Origin of the sequence: Halodurantibacterium flavum (genome assembly GCF_042681825.1) — a bacterium.
Taxonomy (GTDB): Bacteria; Pseudomonadota; Alphaproteobacteria; order Rhodobacterales; family Rhodobacteraceae; genus Halodurantibacterium; species Halodurantibacterium flavum.
Genome location: NZ_JBHUGH010000011.1, coordinates 26,607 through 52,112, shown reverse-complemented (window position 1 = coordinate 52,112; position 25,506 = coordinate 26,607). Strand labels below are relative to the sequence as shown.

25 protein-coding genes and 1 tRNA gene are annotated in these 25,506 nt (G+C 65.8%); 11 read left to right on the top strand and 15 right to left on the bottom strand.

Annotated elements, in window-relative coordinates; translation table 11 throughout:
• Position 1: 1 nt before the first annotated feature.
• Positions 2 to 1,180, bottom strand: coding sequence for an aspartate aminotransferase family protein (locus ACFSGJ_RS14440; protein WP_390263263.1), 1,179 nt, complete (start codon positions 1,178 to 1,180; stop codon positions 2 to 4).
• A gap of 329 nt (positions 1,181 to 1,509) precedes the next feature.
• Between ACFSGJ_RS14440 and ACFSGJ_RS14435 the strand changes: the two genes are divergently transcribed.
• The 4 genes from ACFSGJ_RS14435 to ACFSGJ_RS14420 all read left to right on the top strand — a co-directional run bounded on the left by ACFSGJ_RS14435 (position 1,510) and on the right by ACFSGJ_RS14420 (position 6,608).
• Positions 1,510 to 2,118, top strand: coding sequence for a 50S ribosomal protein L25/general stress protein Ctc (locus ACFSGJ_RS14435; protein WP_390263260.1), 609 nt, complete (start codon positions 1,510 to 1,512; stop codon positions 2,116 to 2,118).
• A gap of 154 nt (positions 2,119 to 2,272) precedes the next feature.
• Positions 2,273 to 3,055, top strand: coding sequence for a trehalose-phosphatase (gene otsB / locus ACFSGJ_RS14430; protein WP_390263257.1), 783 nt, complete (start codon positions 2,273 to 2,275; stop codon positions 3,053 to 3,055).
• 41 nt (positions 3,056 to 3,096) lie between these two features.
• Complete coding sequence (gene otsA / locus ACFSGJ_RS14425; protein ID WP_390263255.1) at positions 3,097 to 4,509, top strand: alpha,alpha-trehalose-phosphate synthase (UDP-forming); 1,413 nt, start codon at positions 3,097 to 3,099, stop codon at positions 4,507 to 4,509.
• 122 nt (positions 4,510 to 4,631) lie between these two features.
• Complete coding sequence (locus tag ACFSGJ_RS14420) at positions 4,632 to 6,608, top strand: AsmA family protein (protein WP_390263252.1); 1,977 nt, start codon at positions 4,632 to 4,634, stop codon at positions 6,606 to 6,608.
• A 43-nt stretch (positions 6,609 to 6,651) separates the two neighbouring features.
• Here the strand turns inward: ACFSGJ_RS14420 and ACFSGJ_RS14415 are convergent, their stop codons facing one another.
• Positions 6,652 to 7,269 carry a GcrA family cell cycle regulator gene (locus tag ACFSGJ_RS14415; RefSeq protein ID WP_390263249.1) on the bottom strand — a complete coding sequence of 206 codons (618 nt, stop codon included), beginning with the start codon at positions 7,267 to 7,269 and terminating at the stop codon, positions 6,652 to 6,654.
• 165 nt (positions 7,270 to 7,434) lie between these two features.
• On the opposite strand from ACFSGJ_RS14415, the gene ACFSGJ_RS14410 reads away from it, so the two are divergent.
• Complete coding sequence (locus tag ACFSGJ_RS14410; protein ID WP_390263246.1) at positions 7,435 to 8,253, top strand: ABC transporter permease; 819 nt, start codon at positions 7,435 to 7,437, stop codon at positions 8,251 to 8,253.
• A gap of 7 nt (positions 8,254 to 8,260) precedes the next feature.
• Here ACFSGJ_RS14410 and ACFSGJ_RS14405 read toward each other — a convergent pair whose 3' ends face one another.
• Positions 8,261 to 9,427, bottom strand: coding sequence for an alpha-hydroxy acid oxidase (locus ACFSGJ_RS14405; protein ID WP_390263243.1), 1,167 nt, complete (start codon positions 9,425 to 9,427; stop codon positions 8,261 to 8,263).
• An 83-nt stretch (positions 9,428 to 9,510) separates the two neighbouring features.
• Positions 9,511 to 10,302 (bottom strand): tryptophan synthase subunit alpha, encoded by a 792-nt coding sequence (trpA, locus tag ACFSGJ_RS14400; protein ID WP_390263240.1) that lies wholly within the window; start codon positions 10,300 to 10,302, stop codon positions 9,511 to 9,513.
• A 197-nt stretch (positions 10,303 to 10,499) separates the two neighbouring features.
• On the opposite strand from trpA, the gene ychF reads away from it, so the two are divergent.
• Positions 10,500 to 11,597, top strand: coding sequence for a redox-regulated ATPase YchF (ychF, locus tag ACFSGJ_RS14395; protein WP_390263237.1), 1,098 nt, complete (start codon positions 10,500 to 10,502; stop codon positions 11,595 to 11,597).
• 29 nt (positions 11,598 to 11,626) lie between these two features.
• Here ychF and ACFSGJ_RS14390 read toward each other — a convergent pair whose 3' ends face one another.
• From ACFSGJ_RS14390 to ACFSGJ_RS14380, 3 genes are all read right to left on the bottom strand, one after another.
• Positions 11,627 to 13,210: an FG-GAP repeat domain-containing protein gene (locus ACFSGJ_RS14390; RefSeq protein WP_390263234.1), complete on the bottom strand. Its 1,584-nt coding sequence runs from the start codon at positions 13,208 to 13,210 to the stop codon at positions 11,627 to 11,629.
• A 1-nt stretch (position 13,211) separates the two neighbouring features.
• Complete coding sequence (locus tag ACFSGJ_RS14385) at positions 13,212 to 14,549, bottom strand: vanadium-dependent haloperoxidase (RefSeq protein WP_390263231.1); 1,338 nt, start codon at positions 14,547 to 14,549, stop codon at positions 13,212 to 13,214.
• 84 nt (positions 14,550 to 14,633) lie between these two features.
• A complete protein-coding gene (locus ACFSGJ_RS14380) occupies positions 14,634 to 15,734 on the bottom strand; it encodes a hypothetical protein (RefSeq protein WP_390263228.1) in 1,101 nt (366 codons plus the stop codon).
• A gap of 150 nt (positions 15,735 to 15,884) precedes the next feature.
• Between ACFSGJ_RS14380 and ACFSGJ_RS14375 the strand changes: the two genes are divergently transcribed.
• On the top strand, positions 15,885 to 16,427 hold the full coding sequence (locus tag ACFSGJ_RS14375; RefSeq protein WP_390263225.1) for a hypothetical protein: 543 nt from the start codon (positions 15,885 to 15,887) through the stop codon (positions 16,425 to 16,427).
• A gap of 156 nt (positions 16,428 to 16,583) precedes the next feature.
• Positions 16,584 to 16,751 (top strand): hypothetical protein, encoded by a 168-nt coding sequence (locus ACFSGJ_RS14370; protein ID WP_390263223.1) that lies wholly within the window; start codon positions 16,584 to 16,586, stop codon positions 16,749 to 16,751.
• A gap of 37 nt (positions 16,752 to 16,788) precedes the next feature.
• Here the strand turns inward: ACFSGJ_RS14370 and ACFSGJ_RS14365 are convergent.
• Together ACFSGJ_RS14365 and ACFSGJ_RS14360 are read right to left on the bottom strand one after the other, a co-directional pair.
• Positions 16,789 to 16,864: transfer RNA gene (locus ACFSGJ_RS14365), tRNA-Thr, on the bottom strand.
• Between the two features lie 42 nt (positions 16,865 to 16,906).
• Positions 16,907 to 18,580, bottom strand: a complete 1,674-nt coding sequence (locus tag ACFSGJ_RS14360) for an ABC transporter permease (protein WP_390263220.1) — start codon at positions 18,578 to 18,580, stop codon at positions 16,907 to 16,909.
• 84 nt (positions 18,581 to 18,664) lie between these two features.
• Here ACFSGJ_RS14360 and ACFSGJ_RS14355 point away from each other — a divergent pair, with 84 nt between their 5' ends.
• Positions 18,665 to 19,534 (top strand): hypothetical protein, encoded by an 870-nt coding sequence (locus ACFSGJ_RS14355; RefSeq protein WP_390263217.1) that lies wholly within the window; start codon positions 18,665 to 18,667, stop codon positions 19,532 to 19,534.
• A gap of 27 nt (positions 19,535 to 19,561) precedes the next feature.
• Here ACFSGJ_RS14355 and ACFSGJ_RS14350 read toward each other — a convergent pair whose 3' ends face one another.
• Complete coding sequence (locus ACFSGJ_RS14350; RefSeq protein WP_390263215.1) at positions 19,562 to 19,822, bottom strand: DUF2312 domain-containing protein; 261 nt, start codon at positions 19,820 to 19,822, stop codon at positions 19,562 to 19,564.
• A gap of 133 nt (positions 19,823 to 19,955) precedes the next feature.
• Here ACFSGJ_RS14350 and ACFSGJ_RS14345 point away from each other — a divergent pair, with 133 nt between their 5' ends.
• Positions 19,956 to 20,171: a hypothetical protein gene (locus ACFSGJ_RS14345; protein ID WP_390263212.1), complete on the top strand. Its 216-nt coding sequence runs from the start codon at positions 19,956 to 19,958 to the stop codon at positions 20,169 to 20,171.
• A gap of 91 nt (positions 20,172 to 20,262) precedes the next feature.
• On the opposite strand, the gene ACFSGJ_RS14340 is transcribed toward ACFSGJ_RS14345, so the two are convergent.
• Positions 20,263 to 20,469, bottom strand: a complete 207-nt coding sequence (locus ACFSGJ_RS14340; RefSeq protein ID WP_390263210.1) for a hypothetical protein — start codon at positions 20,467 to 20,469, stop codon at positions 20,263 to 20,265.
• A gap of 47 nt (positions 20,470 to 20,516) precedes the next feature.
• Positions 20,517 to 20,837 carry a TraR/DksA family transcriptional regulator gene (locus ACFSGJ_RS14335; protein ID WP_390263207.1) on the bottom strand — a complete coding sequence of 107 codons (321 nt, stop codon included), beginning with the start codon at positions 20,835 to 20,837 and terminating at the stop codon, positions 20,517 to 20,519.
• Positions 20,838 to 21,087: 250 nt separating this feature from the next.
• Here ACFSGJ_RS14335 and ACFSGJ_RS14330 point away from each other — a divergent pair, with 250 nt between their 5' ends.
• On the top strand, positions 21,088 to 21,537 hold the full coding sequence (locus ACFSGJ_RS14330) for a protein tyrosine phosphatase family protein (protein ID WP_390263204.1): 450 nt from the start codon (positions 21,088 to 21,090) through the stop codon (positions 21,535 to 21,537).
• On the opposite strand, the gene murD is transcribed toward ACFSGJ_RS14330, so the two are convergent.
• The 3 genes from murD to ACFSGJ_RS14315 are packed head-to-tail and all read right to left on the bottom strand — an operon-like array spanning position 21,522 to position 25,503.
• Positions 21,522 to 22,919, bottom strand: coding sequence for a UDP-N-acetylmuramoyl-L-alanine--D-glutamate ligase (murD, locus tag ACFSGJ_RS14325; RefSeq protein ID WP_390263201.1), 1,398 nt, complete (start codon positions 22,917 to 22,919; stop codon positions 21,522 to 21,524). The genes ACFSGJ_RS14330 and murD overlap by 16 nt on opposite strands.
• A gap of 53 nt (positions 22,920 to 22,972) precedes the next feature.
• A complete protein-coding gene (mraY, locus tag ACFSGJ_RS14320) occupies positions 22,973 to 24,052 on the bottom strand; it encodes a phospho-N-acetylmuramoyl-pentapeptide-transferase (protein WP_390263197.1) in 1,080 nt (359 codons plus the stop codon).
• 2 nt (positions 24,053 to 24,054) lie between these two features.
• Entirely contained in the window at positions 24,055 to 25,503 is a 1,449-nt protein-coding gene (locus tag ACFSGJ_RS14315) for a UDP-N-acetylmuramoyl-tripeptide--D-alanyl-D-alanine ligase (protein WP_390263452.1), read from the bottom strand.
• Positions 25,504 to 25,506: the final 3 nt, after the last annotated feature.

The window sequence follows — 25,506 nt, the reverse complement described above, 5'->3', positions numbered from 1 at the left end:
GTCAGGCCGCTGCCTCCACCGCCGATGCGGCACGATCCAGCCGGGCCACCGCCTCGGCAATCTCTTCGTCGCTGATGGTCAGGGCAGGCAGAAGTCGGATGACGTTGTCGGCCGCCGGAACGGTCAGCACCTCGGCGCCATAGCCGGCCTGCACGACATCGGTATTGGTGACCCGGCACTTGAGCCCGAGGATAAGCCCGGTGCCACGCACCTCCTCGAACACCTCGGGATGGGCGGCGACCAACCCCTCCAGCCGCTGGCGGAACAGCGCGCCCTTGCGCCGCACCTCGGCGAGGAAGGCGTCATCGGCGATGATCTCCATCACCTTGGTTCCGACGGCGCAGGCCAGCGGGTTGCCGCCATAGGTCGAGCCGTGGCTGCCCGCGACCATGCCGCCCGCGGCCCGTTCGGTCGCGAGGACGGCGCCCAGCGGGAAACCACCGCCGATGCCCTTGGCCACCATCATGATATCCGGCGTGATCCCGGCCCATTCATGGGCAAAGAGCCGCCCGGTCCGCCCCATGCCGCACTGCACCTCATCCAGGATCAGCAGCGTTCCGGTCGTATCGCACAGGTCCCGCAGACCGCGCAGGAAGGCATCGTCCAGCGCACGGATGCCGCCTTCGCCCTGAATGGGTTCGACCATGATCGCGGCGGTCCGGTCGTTCAGCGCGGCCTTGACCGCCTCCAGATCGCCAAAGGGCAGATGAACGAAGCCCGGCAGCAGCGGGCCAAAGCCCTTGGTCATCTTTTCCGACCCGGCAGCGGCGATCGCGCCGCTGGACCGGCCGTGGAACGCCCCCTGAAAGGTGATTATCTCGACCCGTTCGGGCGCGCCCTGCTCATACCAGAACTTGCGGGCCATCTTGATCGCCAGTTCGGCCGCCTCGGTGCCCGAGTTGGTCACGAAGACCGTATCGGCAAAGGTCTTTTCCACCAGCGCGTCGGCCAGCGCCTGCTGCTGCGGGATCTGGTAAAGGTTCGACACATGCCAGACCCGCCCGGCCTGTTCGGTCAGCGTCTGCACAAGCGCGGGATGGGCGTGGCCCAGGGCATTCACCGCGATCCCCGCCGCCAGATCCAGGTATCGGCGCCCGTCCTCTGCGATCAGCCAGCTTCCCTCACCTTTGACAAAGGTGAGCGGCGCACGGTTATAGGTCGGCAGAACGGAGGGGATCATGTGAAACATCCTTTTGTCAGGCCACAAGACGTGCCAAAGGCACAGGGCCAAGTCAACGCACCCAATCGGCGTCATGATTTCGGAAAGATGCAGGAAATGCGCAGGCGCGCGGGATCAGACGTCAGACAGGGCGTCGGCGTCGCAGCGTCAGGATATGGGGGGCGCTGTTGATCATGCTGCGCCCTTAGCGCCCCCGGCGCCGCATGTCCAGCACGGATATGGGCCGGGCCGCTTTTCCGCTTCACAGCGCGGCGAATCTGCCCTATAGGCGCAGGCTCACGCGGGCATGCACCCTTGGAGGATGCCCGCCTCATTCTAGGAGAACCTCTATGGCTGGTGAGATCCCTGATCTTCACGCCGAGGTACGGACGGGGACAGGCAAGGGGGCCGCTCGTCAAGCTCGTCGTGAGGGCAACGTACCCGGTATCGTTTATGGTGGCGGCGTCGATCCGCTTCCCATCAACATCAACTACAACGCTCTTCTGAAGCGCCTCAAGGCAGGCCGCTTCCTTTCGACCCTCTTCAACCTGAAGGTCGAAGGTCAGGAAGACGTGCGCGTCATCTGCCGCAACGTGCAGCGCGATGTCGTCAAGGACCTGCCGACGCATCTCGACCTGATGCGCCTGCGCCGCACGAGCCGGATCAACCTGTTCATTCCGGTCGAGTTCATCAACCACGAAGCGGCCCCCGGGCTGAAGCGTGGCGGCACGCTCGTGACCGTGCGCGCCGAGGTCGAACTGGAAGTGACCGCCGGTGACATCCCGGATCACATCACGGTGGACCTGTCGGGCCGCAACATCGGCGACGTGATCCACATCAGCGATGTGGCCCTGCCGGAAGGCGCAAAGCCCACGATCGAGCGGAACTTCGTCATCGCGAACATCGCGGCGCCTTCGGGTCTGCGGTCGGCCGACGCCGAAGAGGCTGCGGAAGCCTGATTTCAGGTACATGATCCCGAGAACCCGGCGCCGCAGGGCTGCCGGGTTTTTTTATTTGCCGGCTGTCTTGTTTGTCGGGCCGGATAAATTTCCCCACCGATAAATTTCTCCGCCGGGGGTTGAGCGGCAGCGCCTTCTGCCTACCCTCCCCTGCATGACAGTCAAAACCCCCACCTCCATTCCCCGCGCGGATGGCGAGCCCTTGCTTGCCGCGCTGGCCGATGCGCCCGGCGACTGGGCGCTTTTCCTCGACATCGACGGCACGCTTCTGGATCTGGCCGAACGGCCAGAGGATGTGCGCGTGCCGCCCGGCCTGATCGACACGCTCGAACGGTTGCGCACCCGAATGGGCGGGGCGCTGGCGCTGGTGACGGGCCGGCAGGTCGCCTTTGTCGACCAGCTTTTCGACCCGGCCCGTTTCGCGGTCGCGGGGCTTCATGGCGCGGAACGGCGCGGTGCCGACGGCGTCTTTACACCTTCTGACAACCCGCCCGCGCTGGACGACGTGCGCGCCGATCTGGCGGCCGTGCCCACGGACCTTCCCGGCGTGCTTTATGAGGATAAAGGCGGCGCGCTTGCCCTTCATTATCGGCAGGCGCCGGGAACCGCCGCCACGGTCGCCGCGTTGATGGAAAAGCAGCTGGACCGTATCGGACAAGGGTGGGAGCTTCTGCACGGTAAGATGGTCGTGGAACTTCGGCCTGCATCAAAGGACAAGGGACGTGCAATCCGGGCTTTTCTGGACAGCAGCCCCTTCACGGGACGCAGACCCCTGACCATCGGCGACGACGTGACCGACGAGGCGATGTTTGCCGTGGCAAACGGGCTGGGCGGGGTCTCGATCCGCATTACCGAACAGGAACAACCCTCCTCCGCGCAGGCAACGCTGCGCTCACCGGAACGGCTCCGGCAGATACTGGAGGAGATCGCATCATGACCCGCCTTGCCCGCATCATCCGACGACCGGAGGCCTGAGACATGAGCCGCCTGGTGGTCGTTTCAAACCGAGTCCCCGTTCCGGACAAGGCAGGCAATCCACCGGCAGGTGGTCTTGCGGTCGCCCTTCACGCCGCCCTGAAAGAGCGTGGCGGCATCTGGATGGGTTGGTCCGGCAAATCTACCGGCGAGGCAGAGCCGGGACCGCTGAGCATCATGAACAACGGCGCAATCCAGTATGCGCTGACCGATCTTACCGATCGCGACGTCGCCGAATATTACAACGGGTTCGCGAACCGGGTTCTCTGGCCCATCTGCCATTGCCGTATTGACCTTGCGGAATACGCGCGCCGCGAAATGGCCGGGTATTTCCGGGTAAACCGGCTTTTCGCCGACCGGCTGGTCCCGTTGCTGCGGCCCGATGACGTGATCTGGGTCCATGACTATCACCTGATCCCCCTTGCCGAGGAGCTGCGCCGCCGCGGGGTCCAGAACCGGATCGGGTTCTTCCTGCATATCCCTTGGCCGCCCGCGGATGTGTTCTTTTCGGTTCCGGTCTACGAATCCATCCTGCGTGGACTGGCATCCTATGATGTGGTCGGGTTCCAGACCGATTATGACGTGGACAATTTTGCCGCCTGCCTGCGTCGCGAAGGGTCGGGCGACCGCATCGGGGGCGGGCGGTTCCGCGCCTATGGGCGCAGTTTCATCGCAGCCGATTTCCCCATCGGCATGGAGACGGCCGAATTCGCGGAACTCGCCGAGGATGCCGCCCATGACCGACGCATCCGGGAGATGGCCCGTTCGATGCAGGGGCGCGACCTGCTGATCGGGGTGGACCGATTGGACTATTCCAAGGGCATCCCCGAACGGATCGCGGCCTACGAGGCCTTTCTGAAGGGCAATCCCGAGTTTCAGGACAAGGTGGTCTACCTGCAGGTCACGCCCAAGTCGCGTTCCGAGGTGCCTGAATACGCCGCGATGCAGGAAAATGTCGCGTCGCTTGCCGGGCGGCTGAACGGCTCGCTCGGCTCGCTCGACTGGGTGCCGATGCGCTATATCAACCGATCGCTGCGCCGGCCGCTGCTTGCGGGCCTTTACCGGATGGCGAAGGTGGGCCTAGTAACCCCCCTGCGCGACGGGATGAACCTGGTGGCCAAGGAATTCGTGGCGGCACAGGACCCGGCCAATCCCGGCGTGCTGGTCCTGTCGCGCTTTGCCGGGGCCGCGCGCGAACTCGACTCCGCACTTCTCATCAACCCCCATGACGCCGAGGGGACGGGGCGTGCCATCGCCCGCGCCCTCTCCATGCCGCTGGCCGAGCGGAAGGAACGGTGGGAGCACATGATGAAACGGCTCTTGTCTCATGACGTAACCCATTGGTGTGCGGATTATCTTTCGCATCTCGAACCGCAGCGCCCGACGCTTGTGCCGGAACCCGCGCCGGCCGCCTGACGGGGATTTGCGCGGAAACCCCCGGTCTCCAAGTCAGGGGGCTTGCCACCGGAACGACGCTTACCGCAAGTATTCTCGGGCCGGCCCTGCTACAATGGGCCGGCAAGATCCTGCGGGGGCCCATGCGTATTCTGTTCCGGTTCATCCTTGCCCTGTTCGCGCTTGGCATTGCGGCCTTTCTGGTCATCATCCTGATGCCCGCCGACCGCGTGGCCGCCGTGGCCGCGGCACGGTTCGAGGCCGCGACGGGCCGCACCCTCATCATCACGGGCGATCTTCGCCCCAGCCTCTGGCCCGTCATGGGCGTCAGGGTCGAAGGGGTCGAGGTCGGGAATGCCCCTTGGGCCGCTGACACGCCGCTTTTGCGGGCGGAAAGGCTGGAGGTCGGGATAGAGCCTGCCGCGCTCTTGTCCGGTCGGGTGGAAATCCGGGATCTCGTGCTGGTGGAACCGCGCCTGCTGCTGGAGCGTGCCCGCGACGGGCGCGTCAACTGGCAGCTGGAGTCGGCCGACACGCCGTCAGCCGCACGGAGCACACCCGCCCCCGAAACGTCCCGCACCCCGACGGCTCTGCCACGGATCACCCTGCAGGACGGAGAGATCACCTATATCGACCATGGGACGGGTGAGAAACAGACGGTCAGCGCGCTCGATCTGGAACTGGAGCGGGGCGCCGAGACAGTGAACCTCCGGGGTTCTGCCCTGCATCAGGGCCAGCCTGCGATCTTCGAGGCGCGGATCGGCGATCCCGATGCGGCCCTGACCGGGGCGGTTGCGCCACTATCCTTGCAGGCACGATATGGTGCGGCCTCGGTCACGTTCAACGGCCGCGCGGGCTACGCGCCGCTTGCCGCCGAGGGCCGGACCGAGCTGCGCGCCGAAAACGCCCGGGCGCTGGTGCCCCTGTTGGGTGCATCCCTGCCGGTTGACGGTGCGTCGATGATTGCGGGCGATCTGTCCTATACGCCCGAGGGCAGCCTTCATCTGCGAAACGGCGATCTCCGGTTGGGCGGGACGCAGATGCGGCTCTCGGCAGATATGCGCCCGGGGCCCGAGCGTCCGCGGATCACGGCACGGATCAACGCCGATGACCTGCGGCTGCCGCAAGCGGCGGGGCCGTCCGCGGGCGGAACATCCGGCGGAACCTCTGGCGCCACCACCCCGGCTGCGACCGGCTGGTCGACCGATCCGCTTGATTTCAGCGCACTTCACCTCGTTGATGCCGAAATCGCCCTTGCGGCGAACCGGATCGAGGCGGCGGGTCTGCAACTGGGCCCGACCGACATCCTGATGCGCCTCGACGCCGGGCGCGCGGTCTTCGACCTGCGTGACCTGCGGCCGTTTGACGGGCGTGTCAGTGGTGAATTCGTCATCAATGCGCGGGGCGGCCTTTCGGTCGGCGGCAACCTGCGCGCGGACGATATCGGGATGCAGCCGCTTCTGCGCTGGCTTGCGGGGCAGGACCGGCTGATCGCGGACGCCTCGGGGCAGGTTCGCTTTCTGGGGTCCGGAAACTCGGTCGCGGCGATCATGCGCAGCCTGTCGGGTGAGGGTCGCATCAGCCTTGGTCAGGGCGCCATTCAGGGGCTCGACCTTGTGGGGATGTTGCGGCGGCTCGACGCGAGCTATGTCGGCGAAGGCGCACAGACGATCTTTGACGGCATTTCCGGCAGCTTCACGATGCAGGGGGGCATCATGCGCAACGACGACCTTCTGTTCAGCGCGCCGCTGCTGCGCGCCACCGGGCAGGGACAGGTCGATCTGGGCGCCCGGACGCTCGACTACCGGCTTTTGCCGACCGCCCTGACGGGCGCCGATGGCAGCGGCGGGTTGCGCGTCCCGGTGATCGTGACGGGGCCGTGGGCCGATCCTTCGGTCCGGCTCGATCTTCAGGGCATCCTGGAGGAACAGATCGACCGGCGGGCGCTGGAACAGCAGGCCGAGGCGGAAGCGCGCCGCGCGCTGGAACGGCTGGGCGTGGAACAGCAGGAAGGCGAACGGCTTGAAGATGCCGCGCGCCGCCGGCTGGAGGAAGAGGGCCGCGAAATCATCGAACGCGAGCTCGGGCGCGGGCTCGAACGGCTTCTGGGTCGCAACTGAAAAGGCCCGGCGCGGGCCGGGCCTTTGTCACCTTATGGCGCGTTCAGCGGCGCCGGTCGCGGCGCGACGACATGGGCTGAAACGCCACCCCGACATGGGCGTCGCAATAGGGCTTGCCCGGAAGGCTGGGCAGCCCGCAGAACCAGAAATCATCGGTCGCCGGGTCGCCGATCGGCCATTTGCAGGTCCGTTCGGTCAGTTCCATCAGCGTCAGCTTGCGCGCCTTCTTTTCCACCTCTCGCACCGAGGCCAACGCCTCGGGACTGATTTCATTCGCGGAGGGCTGCGGCGGCAGGGGCTGGCCCGCCGGAACCACCATGCGGCGCGGCGGCAGGGGCTGGGCGGCGGGCGCAGGGCGCGGTTCTTCGCGAACGGCCGCGGCAGGTTCCGCGACCGGATCGGGGCGGGGGGCCGCCGCCGGACGGGGCGCCGCACCCTTGGCCGCGGGTGCCGGTTCCGGCGCCGGGGAAGCGGCGACGGGTTCCGGCGCCTCGTCTTCGGGTCGCCCACCGCTGACGCGGTTTGACAGGCCAAGCCGGTGCACCTTGCCGATCACGGCATTACGGGTCACCCCGCCCAGTTCCTTTGCGATCTGGCTGGCGCTCTGGCCTTCCTGCCACATCTTCTTGAGCGTCTCGACACGCTCGTCAGTCCAGGACATACATGGCCTCCGGGTCTTGCCATCCGGGGCGGCAACCGAGAGGGCTGCACCACCTTGGAGAATTCTGTTGAGCCCCTATTTTAGTAAGGACGGTCCGAGATACAAGGCGCGGGCCGCGATTTCAAGACACGCGACTTCGGGACAGGGGAAGACGGGATGCATGGCATGAACCAGGAACTTGGCGCATCGGCGCCTGAATTGGGCATTCGGCGTTTCGGGCGCGTCAACTGGCTGGGGATGCGCACGCTTGCCGAACGGGAAATCCGTCGCTTCCTGTCGGTCTGGCAACAGACGCTGGCCGCGCCGCTGGTGACGGCCGGCCTCTTTATCGGGATCTTCGCGCTTGCCATCGGCCCGGCACGCGGCGAGGTGATGGGGGTGCCGTTTCTCCATTTCCTTGCGCCTGGCATCCTGATGATGACAGTGATCCAGAACGCCTTTGCCAACACGTCTTCATCCATCGTGATCGCAAAGGTGCAGGGGAATATCGTCGACACGCTGATGCCGCCGCTCTCGGCGGGCGAACTGGTGGCGGGCTATGTCGCGGGCGGCGTCGCGCGCGGTCTTCTGGTTGCGGTGGTGATCGGGTTGGTGATGGTGCTCGTGCTGGGGATGGGCGTCGCGCATCCGCTCTGGGCGCTTGCCTTCGTTCTCTTGGGGGCGACCATGCTCTCGGCGCTCGGGATCATCGCGGCGATCTATGCCAACAAGTTCGACCAGATGGCAGCGATCACCAACTTCGTCGTCACGCCGCTTTCGTTCCTGTCAGGCACCTTCTATTCGGCCGAGGTGCTTCCGGAGCCGATGTACACGATCACCCATTGGAACCCGGTCTTTTACCTGATCGACGGGGTGCGCTACGGGATCATCGGCCAATCCGACAGCTCACCCGTGCTCGGCCTCGTGGTCTGCACCGGCGTTTCGGCGGGGCTGCTGGCGCTCTGCTGGTACTGGTTCCGGATCGGCTATCGCATGAAGCCCTGACGGCCGGTCAGACCTGCCAGTCGCCCTCGAACCCCCGCGGCACAAGCAGATTGTGCCGCCCGAGGTTATGGATGTCACGTTCGCCGCAAAGCGCCATCGAGACATCGAGTTCCTTGTGGATCACCTCAAGCGCGCGCGTGACACCTGCCTGTCCCAGCGCGCCCAGCCCATAGACAAACGCCCGGCCGATATAGGTTCCGCGTGCGCCCATCGCGACCGCCTTGAGCACATCCTGCCCGGACCGGATACCCCCGTCCAGATGGACCTCGACCCGGTCGCCCACCGCATCGAGGATCGAGGGAAGCGCCCGGATCGAGGAAATCGCTCCGTCCAGCTGCCGCCCGCCATGGTTGGAGACGATGATCGCATCCGCCCCGATGTCGGCGGCCATACGCGCATCCTCGGCATCGAGGATGCCCTTGAGGATGAGCTTGCCGCCCCATTCGTCGCGCAGCCGCGCGACCTTGGACCAGTCGAGTTGCGGATCGAACTGTTCCGCCGTCCAGCTCATGAGCGATGATGCATCGGTGACGCCGCTCGCGTGACCGACGATATTGCCGAAGAACCGTCGCCGGGTCCGCAACATCCCCATGCCCCAGCGCCATTTGGTGGCAAGGTTCATGACGGTCGGCAGCGTCATCTTTGGCGGGGCCGACAGCCCGTTCCGCAGATCGCGATGGCGCTGCCCGAGGATCTGGAGATCGAGCGTCAGGACCAGCGCCGACACCCGCGCGGCACGGGCCCGGGTCAGAAGGCGCGATACGAAATCCGTGTCCTTCATCACATAAAGCTGGAACCAGAAGGGTGCCGTCGTGTGTTCTGCCACATCCTCGAGCGAGCAGATGGACATCGTCGAAAGCGTGAAGGGCACGCCGAACGCCTCGGCCGCGCGGGCGGCGAGGATCTCTCCGTCCGCGTGCTGCATCCCCGTCAGGCCGACCGGGGCGAGCGCAACGGGCATCGCCACATCCTGCCCGATCATGGTCGTGCGGGTGCTGCGGTTCGTCATGTCGACGGCCACGCGCTGGCGCAGGCGGATCTGGCCGAAATCGGTCGTGTTGTCGCGAAAGGTCTGTTCCGTCCAGCTGCCCGATTCCGCATAGTCGTAGAACATGCGCGGCGCGCGGCGGCGATAGAGTCGGTGAAGATCTTCGATACAGGTGATGACGGGCATGGCGCTTCCTGGAAACTGGTAAGCTTTTCCTACCAGTTGCCGCTGGTTTCTGGCAATTTCTTTCTACCGCTCCGCGCGCGCGATCAGGCGGCGTGGGCCCCGCCTGCCAGCCGGGCGACCTCTGCCAGGACATCGGCGGCGGGTTTCCCCTCGCCGATCAGCTTGACGATGGCGGACCCCACCACACAGCCATCCGCGACGCCGGCGATCGCCTGCGCGCTTTCAGGCGTGGTGATGCCAAAGCCCACGATCACGGGCAGATCGGTTGCGGCCTTGATCCGGGCGACTTCCGGCGCGACATCGGCGGCCTGGGCTGCTGCGGCGCCCGTGATCCCGGTGATCGAGACGTAGTAGACAAAGCCGCTGGTGTTTTCGAGCACCTTGGGCAGGCGCTTTGCGTCGGTTGTGGGCGTCGCCAGGCGGATGAAGTTCAGCCCCGCAGCCTGCGCGGGCAGGCAAAGCTCGCTGTCTTCTTCGGGCGGCAGGTCGACCACGATCAGCCCGTCGATCCCGGCCTCCTTGGCATCCGCCAGGAAGCGGTCAACGCCACGGCTGTAGATCGGGTTGTAGTAGCCCATCATGACAATGGGGGTGGTGCTGTCGTCCTTGCGGAACTCTCGCACCATCTGCAGGGTCCGTTCCAGCGTCTGCCCGGCCTCCAGCGCACGCTGACCGGCCAACTGGATCGTGGGACCGTCGGCCATGGGGTCGGTAAAGGGCATCCCCAGTTCGATCACGTCCACCCCCGCCCCGGGCAGCCCCTTCATCACGGCGAGCGACGCGTCGTAATCCGGATCGCCCGCCATGATATAGGCGACGAAGGCCTTGCGGCCTTCGGCCTTCAGCGCGGCGAATTTCTGGTCGATCCGGGTCATCTGCACCTCCTGCAACGGTTCACTGGGTAGTGCAGAAACGAGCGCGGAAAATCAATGGCGGCGATTCAGTTTTGGACGGCCTCCGGAAATCCGCGCGGGCACAGCGGCAAGGGCCCCGCCCCATGGCGCAGCCCGCGCTTGCGAAACTGCGGCCGCTTGCCTATGAAGCGGCGACTTTACCGCGCAAGGGGATGAAAATGGGTTTCAGGATGGGGATCGTCGGCTTGCCGAATGTCGGCAAGTCCACGCTGTTCAACGCGCTGACCCGGACGGCGGCGGCGCAGGCTGCCAACTTTCCCTTTTGCACGATCGAACCGAATGTCGGCGAGGTCGCGGTGCCGGACGCACGTCTTGACCGGCTGGCGGCCATCGCCGGATCGAAACAGATCATCCCCACCCGCATGACATTCGTGGATATCGCGGGCCTTGTGCGCGGCGCGTCAAAGGGTGAGGGCTTGGGCAACCAGTTTCTTGCCAATATCCGCGAATGCGACGCCATTGCCCATGTGCTGCGCTGCTTCGAGGATGACGACATCACCCATGTGGAGGGGCGCGTCGACCCCATCGCCGATGCGGACACGATCGAGACGGAACTGATGCTGGCCGATATGGAGAGCATCGAGCGGCGTCTTGCGAACCTTGCGCGCAAGCTCAAGGGCGGGGACAAGGACGCGGTGGCGCAGGACCGGCTGCTGCGCGCGGCGCTGGCGGCGCTCGAAAATGGCAAGCCCGCCCGGACCGTTGCTGTGGATGAGGAAGACCGGCGCGCGTGGAACATGCTCCAGCTTCTGACCGCCAAGCCGGTGCTCTATGTCTGCAATGTCGAGGAAGCGAGCGCCGCCTCGGGCAACAGCCAGACGGCGCGCGTGGCAGAAATGGCCGCGGAACAAGGCGCGGCCCATGTCATCATCTCGGCCCGGATCGAGGAAGAGTTGAGCCAGCTTGCCCCGGACGAGGCCGAGATGTTCCTTTCGGAAATGGGGCTGGAGGAGGCCGGACTCGATCGCCTGATCCGGGCAGGATATCAGTTGCTGGGCCTTCAGACCTATTTCACCGTCGGCCCGAAAGAGGCGCGCGCCTGGACGATCCGCAAGGGCACGCTCGCTCCCCAGGCGGCCGGCGTGATCCACGGCGATTTCGAGCGCGGTTTCATCCGGGCAGAGACGATCGGCTATGACGATTACGTCACGCTGAACGGCGAGCAGGGAGCGAAAGAGGCCGGCAAGATGCGCGTCGAGGGCAAGACCTACGAGGTCCGCGACGGCGACGTGCTGCACTTCCTCTTCAACGCGTAACCTCTCAACGCTTGACGGGGCGCGGCGCCTCAGCGCCCCGGCTGCAGCCGCTGCACGCCATCGGCCCGGTCGATCAGGTAGTGTCCGTTTGCGGCAAGGCTCTGCCAGTCCCCTTCCACCTGTCCGGGCCAGAGGATGCGGACATCGACCGTTTCCTGCGGCCCGAGGCCGAAGTGATGCCAGCCCAGATGCCCGCTTGCATGACCACCGCCAACGGTGATCTCGTGCCGCTGCACATGGGCGCCCGTCCGCACCTCGATCCAGCCGTTGATGGCATCGCGGTTGCCCCCCTCTTGCCGGGGGCGCAGCGCGATCCAGTTCATCGGCCCCCCGTCCGGTCCCGCGTTGCGCCACAGCTCGACCGACGCCCCCCGGTTCACGACCAACAGATCCAGCAGGCCGTCGGCGTTGAAATCAGCCAGGATACCGCCCCGGCCGGCACGGGTGCTGGCGACGCCTGCCCGATCCCCCGCCTCTTCGAATGTGCGGTCGGCACGCTGCAGCAGCAGGTTGTTCGGGTCTTCGCGGGCGAAATCGGGCATCTTGTCCACGTTCCCCTTGGCGATGAACAGATCCGCCCGGCCGTCATTGTTCACGTCGGCGAACTGCGCGTGCCATGCGGTCGAGGGCAAAACCTCGCCGAAATAGGGGCGATGCGCCGTCACGCCCCGGGGAAAGGCGATATCCACATAGCGCGGCAGAAGGCCGGCATCCTGAGGCGCCAGCGTCTGCAGCCGGTTATCCGCCATGCTTGTCAGGAAGTAGTCGGGATATCCGTCCCCCGTGAGATCGGTCGAGGCGATGCCCATGCCCCAGATCCGCAGGCGCTGCCAGCCTTCGGCCTCGGTATAGGCAACCGGCGGACCGTCGGGCGGAAGATGCCAGAGCTGTTCCTCACCTCCCTTGTAATATTCCCGGTCGTTCGAGATCCGCAGCGCGGGGCGGCCGGAACGATCCCAGTCGGTAAAGAGCATCGAGAGCGCACAGTGGCTTGGCAACAGCGGCACGGGCGGGGCAAAACGTGCCCCCTCGCCCGGGCGATGCAGCCAGTTTTCAGTGCAGGACCCCCAGGGAAAGGCATCCTCGGTCCGGTCGATGTAGTTCCCGACGGCAAGGGTGGGCCAGTCGCTCCCCGGCTCCCACGTCGCGGCGAAAGAGGTGGACCACGCATCGCCCCCGTCAAAGCCCCAAAGCTCGTTCGCGTGTTCGAACCGGCAGTCGCCCAACCCCCGCAATAGGAGGTTCTCCCCCACCCGCAGCACCGCGAGGTCGGTGATCCCGTCCCCGTCGATATCGAGCGGCCAGGCCCCGGTCACCCCGGTGAGTTCCGCCAGCGGCAATTCGCGGAACGAGAGAGCGCCGCCAACCTCTGACGCATTCTGCCACAGCGTCGCCGGCCCCTCACCGCCCGCGATGAAGAGATCGGGCAGCAGGTCGCCCGAACAGTCGAAGGCCGCGGTGCCGCCCCCCACCATATATTCCCAGCCGCCGTGAAACCCGGCAACGAGGCCGGCCGCCGCAGTGGCATCTTCAAAGCGCGGAACGGCGGGCGCGCCGGCGGCAAGCTGGCCCGGCAGCACCATCATCAGGGCGGCAAGAACACGCATCGTCATCTCAGGCCTGCCACTGCAACGCCGCGGCATAGGCGCCCACGCAATAACCCTGTTCCAGACCGCGCTCGATCGCGGCGCGGAAGTGGATACCACCGTAAAGCCGGGAAATCCCCGCCTCGGCCCCGGCGGTGCGGAACGATGGGAACGACCGCGCCGGCAGGCCATCATCTACATGCGTGGTGTCCACAAAGGCGAAATCCGTGCCGAAGAGCGATTCCAGCACCGCGACGGCCGCCCCTGACTGCGTGGAATGGCCCGATGGATATTCCGGAAACGGAGGCGTGATCAGAAGCGGCTGCCACGCCGGGTCGATCACTTTGCGGATATAGGTGACGGGCCGCACGAGATCGTGGCGATATTTTTCATGCCAGCAGGCGATGAAAGCATCGGCCACCGCAACCCCCAGCAAGGCGAGCCCTGCCGCGATACGTTCGGGTGGCAGACCGTCCCGCTCCGCTATCTGCAGCAGGATCGCGATCCAGTGTCCCGGGGGGGTCGGCGACAGCATCGGATCGTCTGACCAGAAACGCGCGATCAGCTTTTGTTCATCCGTCAGCCGGGTGGTGACCTCGAACACCTCCAGCGCCTCGGCGTAAAAGGCTGAACCCGCCTCTTCCGAATAATCCGGGGGCGGTGGCAGGCCGCAGGTGCCGCCGCCGGGCATCGCAAAGCTGCGGTTCGCGCCCCAATGCGGCAACAGCGGCGCCTGTTGCTGGCCGAGCGTGCTGGTGGGAACCCAGATGCCCGCCGCATCCTTGCGGGGCCATTCCAGCGGAAAGCCCATGTTCGCCACCTCGGCACCGCCATCCTCTGCCGCCCAGGCGGCGATGTGGTGGGCGATGGCCTCTCCCAGTTCCTGACTTTGGCGGATGGACCCTGCCCCCAGCCCCGATTGCGCGCGGGCGGCCAGCCGGGCCTCCATCGCATCCATCGCCCGCTGGCCCGTAGGCCCTGTATTGCCGAAATGCGCCCGGACCCCATGCAGAAGCGCGGCGTTGAGCGTCGCAGCGGTATCGCATCCGGGATCGGCGGGCGGCGCGTTCAGGCCCTGCAATTGCCCGCCAAGGCTCTGCGTTGCGGCCCCTGTTGCGGCAAAGACCTCATGCGCGGTCACACCCAGATAGGCGAAGGACCGGCTGGCGACGGGGGGTGAATAGGTCGCGGTGTGACGGACAAGTTCCAGCACCAGCCGATACCAGTTCAACAGCACATCCGTGGCACGGTCAGGGCCAGCGGCCAAGAGGGGTCGCGAAATGCCCGCCGCAGCCAGCCCGCCGGCGCTGCCCGCCAGAAAGCCGCGCCGCGTCAGCGTCCCGCGCCGTTCCACCACAGGTGCCATTCGTTCTCCCCGTCCCGCTGCCGTGCGGCCCTGGATGCAGACTGCCCCATCGCCCGCGGCGCAGGCAAGCGCGGTTTGCGGAGATCAGTAGCTTTCGCTGTCGGTATCGTCCTCATCGGCCTGACGCAGATCGTCGGGCAGAATCGCCGTCGGCGCCGCCCCCCCGACGGGATCGAGCAGCAGCGCAGCCGCCCGCGCCGCCTGATCCGGTGCATCCTCGACCAGAGACCAGAGACTGCGCATGTCGGCCTCGAACCGGTCATCGCCGATCTCGCCGCCGTCACGCAGCTTTTCGATCTCGCGCATGACCTCGACCGCGTAATCGCGGAGCCCAGCTGCCTCCAGCCCGCCGGCGGACATGTGCTCAAGCTGGATGGCATGGGCAAAGGCAAAGAGGACCACCTGCGACAGCGCCTCACCGGCCGAGGCGCCCTTGCCTATCCGGTCGGCGATCAGCGCCTCGCCCGCCATGGTCAGTTCCATGCCCACCACCGAAAGCATGTCGCGCAGCCCCTCCATAACCTCTTCATCCACAGGCATGCGAATGGCGACTTCGACCGGCACACCGCCGAGTTCGTCGCTATAGCCGACGGGCGGGCGCACAGGCGCACGGGCGCGCGGCGGAATGACAGGGGTGGGCTGCGGCGCCTCGGGCGACACAGGCGCCGCCGGGGCTTCCGTGATCTCGGGGGCTTCAACAGCCTCGGGGACATCCTGCGCGGGCGTTTCTGACTGAAGGTCGGCGGGGGAGTCCGGCACAGACGGGACGGCAACGGGCGCATCCGCAGGCGGAACCGGAGGCGCAGTTTCCGACACCGCAGCGTCCGCGAGGGCATCGTCCGCAAAGGACTCAGCACCTTCAGAAGGCTCAGGCGCGGGCGCCCACGCAAGGCCCGCCTCAGTCGGCCGCACAAGGGCCACCGCACGCGCGCCGAACCAGCGCCGCAGGAAGAACGGCCGCCGCTCCCATTCCTCAACGAATCCCAGCGTCTTGAGGCGCGCCAGTGGGCGGCCGACCTCCAGCCCACGTCCGCGGGCCTCGACAGAAAGGGCGTCGCGCTCCACCCTGCCGCCCGCCGCATGCAGCCGCAGGATCACCGAAAGAAGATCCGACTCGGCCCGGTCCAGCGTTTTGTCCTGCGTCTTGTCCTGCATGGCATCTCCGATCTGAAGCGCGGCCGGCATCGCAGATCACCATCATCAGGTCAATGGAAGCCCGGTTTCAGATCACGGTTTCCGATGCTGCGTGGAATAAGAATGCCTGTTGTCGTTTGCACTCCCCGCGTGCGTGATGCAAGCTTGCCGCAACTGGAAATCATGAACAGGAAGACACGGGTGACAACGCTCTATCAAGCTGCAGTGCGGAACTTCGACGCGGCCGCCGCAATGCTCGCCACATTTGGGGCGGAACGATTCGACCTGAAAAAGGACCTGCAAGGCACGAAGGCCGGTTCCGCGCGCAGCATCCAGATGCAGGGGTTTCAGGCGCTTGGACCCCGTTTCGGAATCTGCCTGCCGTCGGACATCGGCGCGCTCGTGACTCCTTCGGATCAGGCCATCACTGTCATCAGCCGGACCCACGCCGACTGGATGACGATCGAACTGGGCGGGCCCTCGCTTGCGGCGGCAGGCACCTGCTATATTGAGGCTGATCTGCGCGGTGGTTCCGATCTCGTGGCGGATGTGTTCCTGCGGGACATGACGGGCGATCAGCCCAGCGACGGCCCCGTCACCGAATGGCATCTGAATCCGGAGCTTACGTTGCTTCGACTGCCATTGCCGGTGACCGGCGGGGACGTCCAGCGCCGGCTGATCGTGCAACTGCGCCATCCGCCGCAGGAATTGCAGATCAACCGCTTTGCCGTCACGCTGATCTGACCAACCGGTCAAAGAAAGCGAGTTCAAACCAAAGATACAACCTTTGTGAGAAATCGTTTTCATGATAAACGTCGTGCGTCATCGCCCGCCGCTCTCACGCATTGCGGGTGATGCCTGCACGAGTTTTTCCGGTTTCATGTTGATGGAGTTCGCAAGATGGCCCTTCCCTCGTTCCAGAACCTCACGGCGCATCAGGTCAGCGTGTTGCGCAATCCTGTTTCCACCCAAGCCAAGGATGCGCCCCGGCCCGAGTTCAAGCCCGGCACCGCTGCCGAAAATGACCTTGCCGATTGCGCAGCAGAGCGGCTGAGGAAAGCGGGTTAGGGAGCGCCTTCAGCAGGTCGATTTCTTCCGATCAAGATGGTGCCCCCAGACGGACTTGAACCGCCGACCCTCTGATTACAAATCAGACGCTCTACCAGCTGAGCTATAGGGGCACGCGCCTCAGATACAAGCGGGGCGGGGCGGGTGCAAGTCTTTCAGCGATTGGCGCGTGCAAGCAGCGCCACCGCGGCCGAAGCCACCAGGACGATGAGAACCGCCGCAGGCGCGGCTTCGGTCAGGGCCTCGGTACTGGCCTTTTCATGCACAAGCGTCGCCAATGTGTTGTAGTTGAACGGGCGCAGCAGCAGCGTCGCGGGCAGTTCCTTGACGCAATCCACAAAGACCAGCAGCAGCGCCGTGCCCACCGTCCCCCGCATCAAGGGCAGGTAGACCGCCGTCAGAACCCCTGTCCGCCCGCGTCCCAGCGAATGGGCGGCCATCGGCAGGCTGGGCGAGACCCGGCCGAATGCGGCATCGACCGCACCCTGCGCGATCGCGAAAAAGCGGATCACATAGGCCAGCACGACCGCAAAGGCCGTGCCGGTCAGGATGAGCCCGGGATCGTTCCCGGTCAGCGCGGCGATCCCGTCGGCAAGGCGATGATCCATTGCCGCCAGCGGGATCAGCAACCCCACGGCCAGCACCGCCCCGGGCGCGGCATAGCCGATGGTGGTAAAGGGCAACAGAAGCCTCGGCAGGCTGCGCCCCGTCAGCCGCACGCCGTAGACAAGGAACAGCGCCGCCAGCACTGCCAGAAAGGCCGCCGCACCGCCTGCAACCAGCGTGTGCCGCAGCGCCCGCAGCAATCCGGGCGCAAGCCACAGATCGGGGCGTTGCAGCGCGTGCCAGAGGATGACCCCCAGCGGCACCACAAACCCCAACGCCACCGGAACCGCGCAGGCGAACATTGCACCCAGACCCGCAACGCCGCTCAGACGGCGCTTTTCGATGGGGCGGCTGTGCCGCGCGCTCTGGAAATAGCGTTGGCGACGGCGGCTCAGCCGTTCCAGCGCGACAAGCAGCAGGATGAGCCCCAGGATGACGGTGGCAAGTTGCGCGGCCCCCCCCGGATTGCCGGCAGAGAGCCAGACGGTAAAGATGCCCGTGGTCAGCGTCTGGACCGCAAAGTAGCTGACCACGCCGTAATCGTTCACGGTTTCCATCATCGCCAGCGCCACGCCGACCGCGATGGCCGGCCGCGCAAGCGGCAGCCCCACCCGGAAAAAGAGCCTCAGGCCGCCGCTGCCAAGGGCGCGCGCAACCTCATAGGACGCGCCGGACTGTTCGCGGAACGCGGCCCGGGCCAGAAGATAGACATAAGGATAAAGCGCTGCGGAAAGGACCAGAATGGCAAAGCCGCGGCTTCTGATGCGCGGAAACCAGTAGTCCCGCGCCGATGCCCAGCCAAAGGCCTCTCGCAGCGCGACCTGCACCGGACCCGAATATTCCAGCAGATCAACAAGCGCATAGGCCCCGACATAGGCCGGCACCGCCAGCGGCAGCAAAAGCGCATATTCCAGCACACGCGCGCCCGGAAAGCGGTACATGCACACAAGCCAGGCTGTCGTCGCACCGACCGCCGCCGTGACAGCACCCACCCCCAGCATCAGGATCAGCGTGTTCGACAGATAGCGCGGCAGCGTCGTGCGCGTCAGATGCGGCCAGATATTCTCGACCGGGTTGAACGCAAGCCAGATCACCGTCGCGATGGGCGCCAGAACAAGCAGCGCGATCAGAATCGCACCGAGGGACCACAGGTTGAAGACGCCGCGCGCGCCTCCTGAACCGGGTCGCAGCAACGAAGTTTGTGACGGATCCTGCGCTTGCATGGCGCCCCGGTTACAGGAAAGGCGTTTTCCTGTCCAGAAATGCAGGTATAACCGGCGCAAAGGAAGTCCGGAAAGCGGTTCACGATGCAGATCATCTATCACCTCGGCGCCCATTGCACCGAGTCAGAGCGCCTTTGCCGATCCCTTCTGCGCGATCGGGGGCCGCTTTCGAAGGCGGGGACGGTCGTCGCCGGTCCGGCCCGGTTCAGGCATGTGCTGCGCGAGGCGCTGGAAACGCTCGGCGGGGCGCCGGCCTCGGCCGAGACGCAGGCCTTCCTGCTGGAAAACGTGATGGATGAGGACAGCCCGGACCGCATCATCTTTTGCAACGAGAATTTCCTCGGCCAGCCGAACTGGGCGTTGGCGCAGAACCAGATCTATGCCCGCGCCGGCGAGAAGACGAGCGGCCTGCGTCAGCTTTTCCCTGACGCGCCCACGGCCTTTTATCTCTCCATGCGCAGTCCGGCGACCTTTCTGCAGACGCTGATCAGCAAGGGCAACGCGCCGAAACAGACCGGGGCCGCGTTGCTCCTTGATCCCGCGACGCTGCGCTGGTCGAATACGGTCGCTTCGATCCGCGAGGCCTGCCCGGATGCGACCGTGACGGTCTGGTGTGACGAAGACGCGCCTGTGATCTGGGAAACGGTGATGCGCGACATGGCAGGCATCGACGATAGCCTGGAGCTGGCAGGGGCATTCGACCTCGTCGAAACGCTGATAAACAAGCGGGGAATGCGCAGCCTGCGACAGGCCATCGCACCGGGCATGGCGCCTGCCGACCGCCACCGGATCATCGCCGCACATCTGGAAAAATTCGGTCAGGCCGACGCGCTCGACATGGAAATCGACATGCCGGACTGGACCCAGGACTATATCGACCAGCTCGACGCGATCTACGATGCCGATGTCGAGGCGATGGCGCGGATGCCCGGGGTACGGGTGCTGCGCCCCTGACCCCGCGCCCCTGATGCGGTCGCGCGCTCAGCTCATGCCAAGCGCGGCCTTGTACATTTCCAGCACCGCCTCTTCCTCGGCGATGTCGTCGGGCTGACGCTTGCGCAGGGCGACGATCTTGCGCAGCACCTTGGTGTCATAGCCGCGCCCCTTGGCCTCGGCCATCACCTCTTTCTGCTGCTCGGTGATGTCCTTCTTCTCGGCTTCCAGATGTTCGTAGCGCTCGATGAACTGACGCAGCTCTTCTGCGGTGACGTTATAGGTCTCGTCGCTGATCACATCGCTCATCGCTCTCTCCTGAAGTTTTGTGCTTCCTAGCGGCCGTGCCGCCGCGCTTCAAGGGGCCGCGCTTCAGGGTGGAGCCACTTGCCGCCCCGTCCCCGCTGGGCTAGGGCAGGCGAAAGGATCACAAGGAGGGATGATGGACTGGCTTGTCTGGATCGGGGCCGCAATGACCGTGGCGGGTATCGCGGGGATCGGCTGGTGCGTAACCATCGCGCTGCGCCTGCGCCGCGCCGCCCTGAGCGAGGAAGAGCAGCGCGCGCGGCTTCAGCGTGCGGTCATCATCAACATATCGTCCCTTGGCCTTTCCGCGCTGGGGCTGGCACTGGTCGTCACGGGCATAATCCTCGGCTGAGGTCAGACGAGGCGAATGCATAGCAACAACCGCACCGCATTACGCCCCCGCATCGGCGGCGGCTGAAGCGCGGCACCAGCCCCTGCCCCGCTCAGATCGGCATGTTGTTGAACATCGCCTCATATTCGCAGTCGTCTTCGGCACCGGCCCGCTCCCTGGTTTCCGGCGGCAGCACGCGGGCAAGTTCCTGCATTTCGCTCAGCAGGGCGCGCAGCTTTTCATCCTGGGGGGCGAGCGTTTCGGCGCGGGTCGCGATCTGTTCAGCCAGATCGGCCATGCGCTTGGGGGTGTGAAGCATCGTCTCCTCCTCTCGTTCAAAATTACATCGTCAACCGGGCTGCCGCATCAGGACGCGCAACGCTGGCAGAACGGCGTAAAAGGCAGCAGGTCCAGTCGTTCTTCGGCGATGGCGGCACCGCAGCGCTGGCAACGGCCGTAATCGCCGGCCTCGATCCGCTGCAACGCCGCCTCGATCATCCGCATCTCACGCAATCCGGCGCTTCCCATCTGTTCCAGCACCTCATCGGGTTCGCGCTCGGTCGCCAGTTCGGGCCAGTCACGGCTGTCGTGACTGTCGAGCTCTTCTTCGATGCGTTCCAGTCGCAGACCCAGCTCTTGCAGACGCTGTTCAAGCTGTGCCCTGCGGCGTTCAAGCGGCGTGGCCATCGGGGTTCTTCCAAGCATGTCTTCTGTAATGACCAAGCATACGCTGATTCCCCCGTTTCCGGAATTGATACAGGTCAAGGTTGAATAAAATGTCGCAGAAAGGCAGGCGCTGTTGGCCCGCCGATCCGGCGCAGTCATGTTTTTATGCAGATCGCGGCGTGCGGCAGCACTTTCTTCTCTGCCCGCTGGCGGATAACCTGCGACAAAGCCTCGCCCACAAGCCAGACCCGAGCAAAAAAGGAACGCGCCGATGCAGATACGCCCCCTTACCCCCGGTTACGCCGTCTCGCCACAGATCGCGGCGGAGGATGTCGCGGCGATCCGGGACGCGGGCTATACCACGATCATCAGCAACCGTCCGGATGCCGAGGTCGCGCCCGATCATCACGCGAGCGAGATCCGCGCGGCGGCCGAGGCGGCGGGCCTCAAGTTTGTGGAAAATCCCGTGATCAGCGGTGCGCTTACGATGGAGAACGTAATCGCCCAGGGCGAGGCGATTGCGGCGGCGGATGGCCCCATCCTGGCCTATTGCGCGTCGGGCAACCGGTCATCCACCGTCTGGGCCCTGTCGCAGGCGGGCGATCAGCCGACCGATGACCTTATAGGCTTACCCGCACGGCATGGCTATCAACTGGAACACCTGCGCCCGCAGATCGAGGCGCTGGCCGCGCAGAAAAAGAACGGTCAGAGCCGGGACTGAACCAGCGCGGTGAAATGTTCGCCGCGCTTCTCGAAGTTCGGGTATTGATCAAAGCTCGCCGCAGCCGGGGCCAGAAGAACCACCTCGCCCGGCTCGGCCTCGGCCATGGCGCTTTCGACGGCGCGTTCCATCGTCTCGCATACCTCATGCGGGGTGGTGCCGATCTGAAGCGCAAATTCCCGGGCGGAATGGCCGATCAGATATGCCTTGACCACGGGGGCCAGATAACCGGCAAGAGCCGCGATGCCGCCATCCTTGCCAAGCCCGCCCGCGATCCAGCGGATGCGAGGGAAAGCCTGAAGTGCCTTGGCGGCGCTGTCGACATTCGTCGCCTTGCTGTCGTTGACGAATGTGACGCCGTTCCGTTCCCCCACGATCTGGGTCCGGTGCGGCAATCCCTCGAATGAATGAAAGGCCTCTTCGATGACGCGCGGCGCAAGCCCGAGCGCCCGCGCCGCAGCGTAGGCCGCGCAGGCGTTCTGATGGTTATGCGCACCCGGCAGGCCCCGGATGCCCCGCAGATCGACGGATGCCACCTGCCGCCCCTTGCGCCATTCCGCCAGAAAGCCTTTGCGCGCAAAGACCGACCAGCCGGCGCCTTCCAGCTTTTGCCCCGAGGAGATGCGGATCAGGCGGTCGTCCTCGGGCGCCTCGGCCATCTGGTTCGCCAGAAAGCGTCCCTCGACCTCATCGACCCCGATCACCGCCCGATCCGGCCCACCTTCGGAGAACAAGCGCCGCTTGGCCGCAAAATAGCCCCCCATGCCGCCATGGCGATCGAGGTGATCCGGCGACAGGTTGGTAAAGACCGCGATATCCGGCGTCAGCGCCCGGGCGAGTTCGGTCTGATAGCTGGAAAGCTCCAGCACCACGACCTCACCGTCCTGCGCGGGCTCGATGTCCAGAACCCCACGCCCGATATTGCCTGCCATCTGCGACGGACGGCCCGAGACGGAGAGGATGTGGTGGATCAGGGCGGTCGTCGTGGATTTCCCGTTCGAGCCTGTGACGGCAACGACGCGCGGCGTCTGGTCCATCGATTCCCAGCCGCGGGCCCCCCAGGACCGGAAAAAGAGCCCGATATCATTGTCCACCGGCACGCCGGCGGCCATTGCGCGGGCAATGATCGGATTGGGGCTCGGGTAAAGATGCGGGATGCCCGGGCTCACGATCAGCGAGGCCACGCCGTCAAACGCCTGTTCCCGCGTCAGGTCATGCGGCGCGAACCCGGCGGCCACCGCCTTGTCGCGCGCCTCGGGGCTGTCGTCCCAGACAAGCGGTTCCGCCCCGCCTGCGCGCAGGGCATGCGCCGTGGCAAGCCCGGAGCGTCCAAGGCCCAGCACCGCAACCCGGCGCCCTTCATATCCACGAACGGGAATCATAAAGCTTCACCCATGATATCGAGCCTGCACGCGGGCCGGCCTCGCCGCAAGGCTCACCGCACCTTCAGCGTCGCAAGTCCGATCAGCGCGAGGATCAGCGAGATGATCCAGAAGCGGATCACGATCTGCGGCTCGGCCCAGCCTTTTTTTTCGAAGTGATGATGGATCGGCGCCATCAGGAAGACCCGCTTGCCGGTGCGCTTGAAGTAAAGCACCTGGATGATGACGCTCAGCGCCTCGACCACGAAAAGGCCGCCCACGATGGCAAGCACGATCTCATGCTTGGTGCAGACCGCGATGGCCCCCAGGGCGCCGCCAAGCGCGAGGCTGCCGGTGTCGCCCATGAAGACCGCCGCCGGTGGCGCATTATACCAGAGGAACCCGAGCCCGCCGCCGATCAGCCCCGCGGTAAAGATCAGGATTTCGCCCGTGCCCGGAACGTAATGCACGTCCAGATACTGCGTGAAATCCGCCCGCCCGACGGCATAGGCGATGACGCCAAGCGCCCCGGCCGCGATCATCACCGGCATGATCGCCAGCCCGTCCAGCCCGTCAGTCAGGTTCACCGCGTTGGCCGCCCCCACGATCACCAGCATCGAGAACGGAACAAAGAATATCCCGAGGTTGAGGAGGACCGTCTTGAACACCGGAAACGCAAGCTGGTTCGTCAGCTCCGGCGGATGAAAGGCCGCGGCGGCAATGCCCGCACAGGCGGCAATCGCAAGACCGAGGCCCATCCGGACCCGGCCCGGCACGCCGCGCGTGTTGTTCTTGCTCACCTTGGCATAGTCGTCGGCAAAGCCGATCATGCCGAAGCTGAACGTCACCAGAAGAACGATCCAGATATAGGGGTTGTCGAGCCGCGCCCAGAGCAGGGTCGAGGTCAGCACCGCGCCGAGGATCAGCACGCCCCCCATCGTCGGTGTGCCGGCCTTCGACAGATGGCTTTGCGGGCCGTCGTCCCGGATCGGCTGCCCGTTCCGCTGGCTGCGGCGCAACAGGTCGATCAGGGGGCGGCCGAAAATGAACCCGAACAGCAGCGCCGTGAAAAAGGCAGCGCCCGCACGGAAGGTGATGTAGCGGAAGAGGTTGAACATCCCGCCATCACCGAACTCCGTCAACCAATATAGCATTCCTAGGCCGTCCCCCGGTTCTGTTCCGCGTCCGCTTGGCCCAATTTCCGCAGCGCGTCAACAACCAGGCTGACCTTGCTTCCCTTGGACCCCTTGACCAGCACGATATCGCCGGCATCGACCAGATGCCGCGCACGGGCGGCCATGTCTTCGGCCCGTTCGGCCCATTCGCCGCGTTTGCGGGCAGGCAGCGCCTGCCACAGGTGGCGCATCCGCGGGCCGACGCAATGCACACGGTCCACCGCCCGCAGATCTTTCCAATTGGCGATTTCGGCGTGGAGGACGGCCTCGTCGGCGCCAAGCTCCAGCATGTCGCCCAGGACCGCGATGCGACGTCCGCCCGAGACGCGGCCGATCCCGTCGGCAGGTTTCGCCGCCGCAAGCACCTCGAGCGCCGCCGCAAGCGAGGCCGGATTGGCGTTGAAAGCGTCGTCGATCAGCTCGAACCGCAAATCGTCCTCGACAAGATCGAGCACGATGGTTTCGCGCGACCCGCGCCCGCCCGGCGGTCTCCAGAGCCCGATGTCGAGCGCGGCCAGCGTCCGGTCCACCCCCAGCGCGCCGGCCACCCCGAGGCAGCCGAGCGCGTTCATGGCAAAGTGGCGCCCTGCGGCGAGAACCTTGTAGAGAAGCGGCTCACCCATCACCTCGGCCCGAACGACGAGCGTATCCTGCGCCGCAGTCGCGCTGATCATCCGCAGATCCGCGGCAGCGCCAGTGCCGAAAAGCACGACCTGTGCCCCGACCTCTGCCGCCTTTGCCGTCAGGATCGGCGTCACGCCCAGATCGGCGGGCAAGACAGCCGTGCCGCCCGGCTCCAACCCGTCAAGGATCGCGGCCTTCTCATGCGCGATCCCCTCAAGGCTGCCAAAGGCGGCAAGATGCGCCGGTGCAACCGTGGTGATCATCGCGACATGCGGCCGCGCGAGCCGGGCAAGCGGTGAAATCTCGCCCGGATTGCTCATCCCGATCTCGATCACGGCGAAATCCGCATCTGCCGGCATCCGGGCAAGCGTCAGGGGAACGCCCCAGTGATTGTTGAAGCTCGCCTCGGCGGCATGGACCTGCCCCTGCGACGCAAGCATCGTGCGCAGCATCTCTTTGGTCGATGTCTTGCCGACCGAGCCGGTGACGCCCACGATCCGCGCCCTTGTCCGGGCACGGGCGGCCCGCGCCAGATCGCAGAGCGCGGGCAGAACATCCGGCACGACGATCAAGGGCGCATCCGGCGCCACCCCCGGCGGCACGCGCGAAACCAGCGCCCCGGCGGCGCCCTTTTCCAACGCCTGCGCGACGAAGTCATGGCCGTCGCGCGCCGCCGTCAGCGCGACGAACAGATCGCCCGGTTTCAGGCTGCGCGTGTCGATCGAAAGCCCGGTGATGTCGAAGCTGCCGCGCACCTCGCCGCCCATCGCCCGCGCCGCGTCATCCGATGTCCAGAGCGGCGCCATCAG

What these genes read in the sequence shown, in the direction of transcription:
- trpA (WP_390263240.1), bottom strand. Translation starts at nt 10,302, where the DNA reads ATGACCCGGATCGACCAGAAATTCGCCGCGCTGAAGGCCGAAGGCCGC.
- ychF (WP_390263237.1), top strand. Translation starts at nt 10,500, where the DNA reads ATGGGTTTCAGGATGGGGATCGTCGGCTTGCCGAATGTCGGCAAGTCC.
- ACFSGJ_RS14440 (WP_390263263.1), bottom strand. Translation starts at nt 1,180, where the DNA reads ATGATCCCCTCCGTTCTGCCGACCTATAACCGTGCGCCGCTCACCTTT.
- ACFSGJ_RS14385 (WP_390263231.1), bottom strand. Translation starts at nt 14,549, where the DNA reads ATGGCACCTGTGGTGGAACGGCGCGGGACGCTGACGCGGCGCGGCTTT.
- ACFSGJ_RS14410 (WP_390263246.1), top strand. Translation starts at nt 7,435, where the DNA reads ATGAACCAGGAACTTGGCGCATCGGCGCCTGAATTGGGCATTCGGCGT.
- ACFSGJ_RS14315 (WP_390263452.1), bottom strand. Translation starts at nt 25,503, where the DNA reads ATGGCGCCGCTCTGGACATCGGATGACGCGGCGCGGGCGATGGGCGGC.
- ACFSGJ_RS14435 (WP_390263260.1), top strand. Translation starts at nt 1,510, where the DNA reads ATGGCTGGTGAGATCCCTGATCTTCACGCCGAGGTACGGACGGGGACA.
- ACFSGJ_RS14360 (WP_390263220.1), bottom strand. Translation starts at nt 18,580, where the DNA reads ATGCAAGCGCAGGATCCGTCACAAACTTCGTTGCTGCGACCCGGTTCA.
- ACFSGJ_RS14355 (WP_390263217.1), top strand. Translation starts at nt 18,665, where the DNA reads ATGCAGATCATCTATCACCTCGGCGCCCATTGCACCGAGTCAGAGCGC.
- ACFSGJ_RS14380 (WP_390263228.1), bottom strand. Translation starts at nt 15,734, where the DNA reads ATGCCGGCCGCGCTTCAGATCGGAGATGCCATGCAGGACAAGACGCAG.
- ACFSGJ_RS14370 (WP_390263223.1), top strand. Translation starts at nt 16,584, where the DNA reads ATGGCCCTTCCCTCGTTCCAGAACCTCACGGCGCATCAGGTCAGCGTG.
- ACFSGJ_RS14390 (WP_390263234.1), bottom strand. Translation starts at nt 13,210, where the DNA reads ATGACGATGCGTGTTCTTGCCGCCCTGATGATGGTGCTGCCGGGCCAG.
- otsA (WP_390263255.1), top strand. Translation starts at nt 3,097, where the DNA reads ATGAGCCGCCTGGTGGTCGTTTCAAACCGAGTCCCCGTTCCGGACAAG.
- ACFSGJ_RS14350 (WP_390263215.1), bottom strand. Translation starts at nt 19,822, where the DNA reads ATGAGCGATGTGATCAGCGACGAGACCTATAACGTCACCGCAGAAGAG.
- mraY (WP_390263197.1), bottom strand. Translation starts at nt 24,052, where the DNA reads ATGCTATATTGGTTGACGGAGTTCGGTGATGGCGGGATGTTCAACCTC.
- ACFSGJ_RS14340 (WP_390263210.1), bottom strand. Translation starts at nt 20,469, where the DNA reads ATGCTTCACACCCCCAAGCGCATGGCCGATCTGGCTGAACAGATCGCG.
- otsB (WP_390263257.1), top strand. Translation starts at nt 2,273, where the DNA reads ATGACAGTCAAAACCCCCACCTCCATTCCCCGCGCGGATGGCGAGCCC.
- ACFSGJ_RS14420 (WP_390263252.1), top strand. Translation starts at nt 4,632, where the DNA reads ATGCGTATTCTGTTCCGGTTCATCCTTGCCCTGTTCGCGCTTGGCATT.
- ACFSGJ_RS14405 (WP_390263243.1), bottom strand. Translation starts at nt 9,427, where the DNA reads ATGCCCGTCATCACCTGTATCGAAGATCTTCACCGACTCTATCGCCGC.
- ACFSGJ_RS14415 (WP_390263249.1), bottom strand. Translation starts at nt 7,269, where the DNA reads ATGTCCTGGACTGACGAGCGTGTCGAGACGCTCAAGAAGATGTGGCAG.
- ACFSGJ_RS14330 (WP_390263204.1), top strand. Translation starts at nt 21,088, where the DNA reads ATGCAGATACGCCCCCTTACCCCCGGTTACGCCGTCTCGCCACAGATC.
- murD (WP_390263201.1), bottom strand. Translation starts at nt 22,919, where the DNA reads ATGATTCCCGTTCGTGGATATGAAGGGCGCCGGGTTGCGGTGCTGGGC.
- ACFSGJ_RS14345 (WP_390263212.1), top strand. Translation starts at nt 19,956, where the DNA reads ATGGACTGGCTTGTCTGGATCGGGGCCGCAATGACCGTGGCGGGTATC.
- ACFSGJ_RS14335 (WP_390263207.1), bottom strand. Translation starts at nt 20,837, where the DNA reads ATGGCCACGCCGCTTGAACGCCGCAGGGCACAGCTTGAACAGCGTCTG.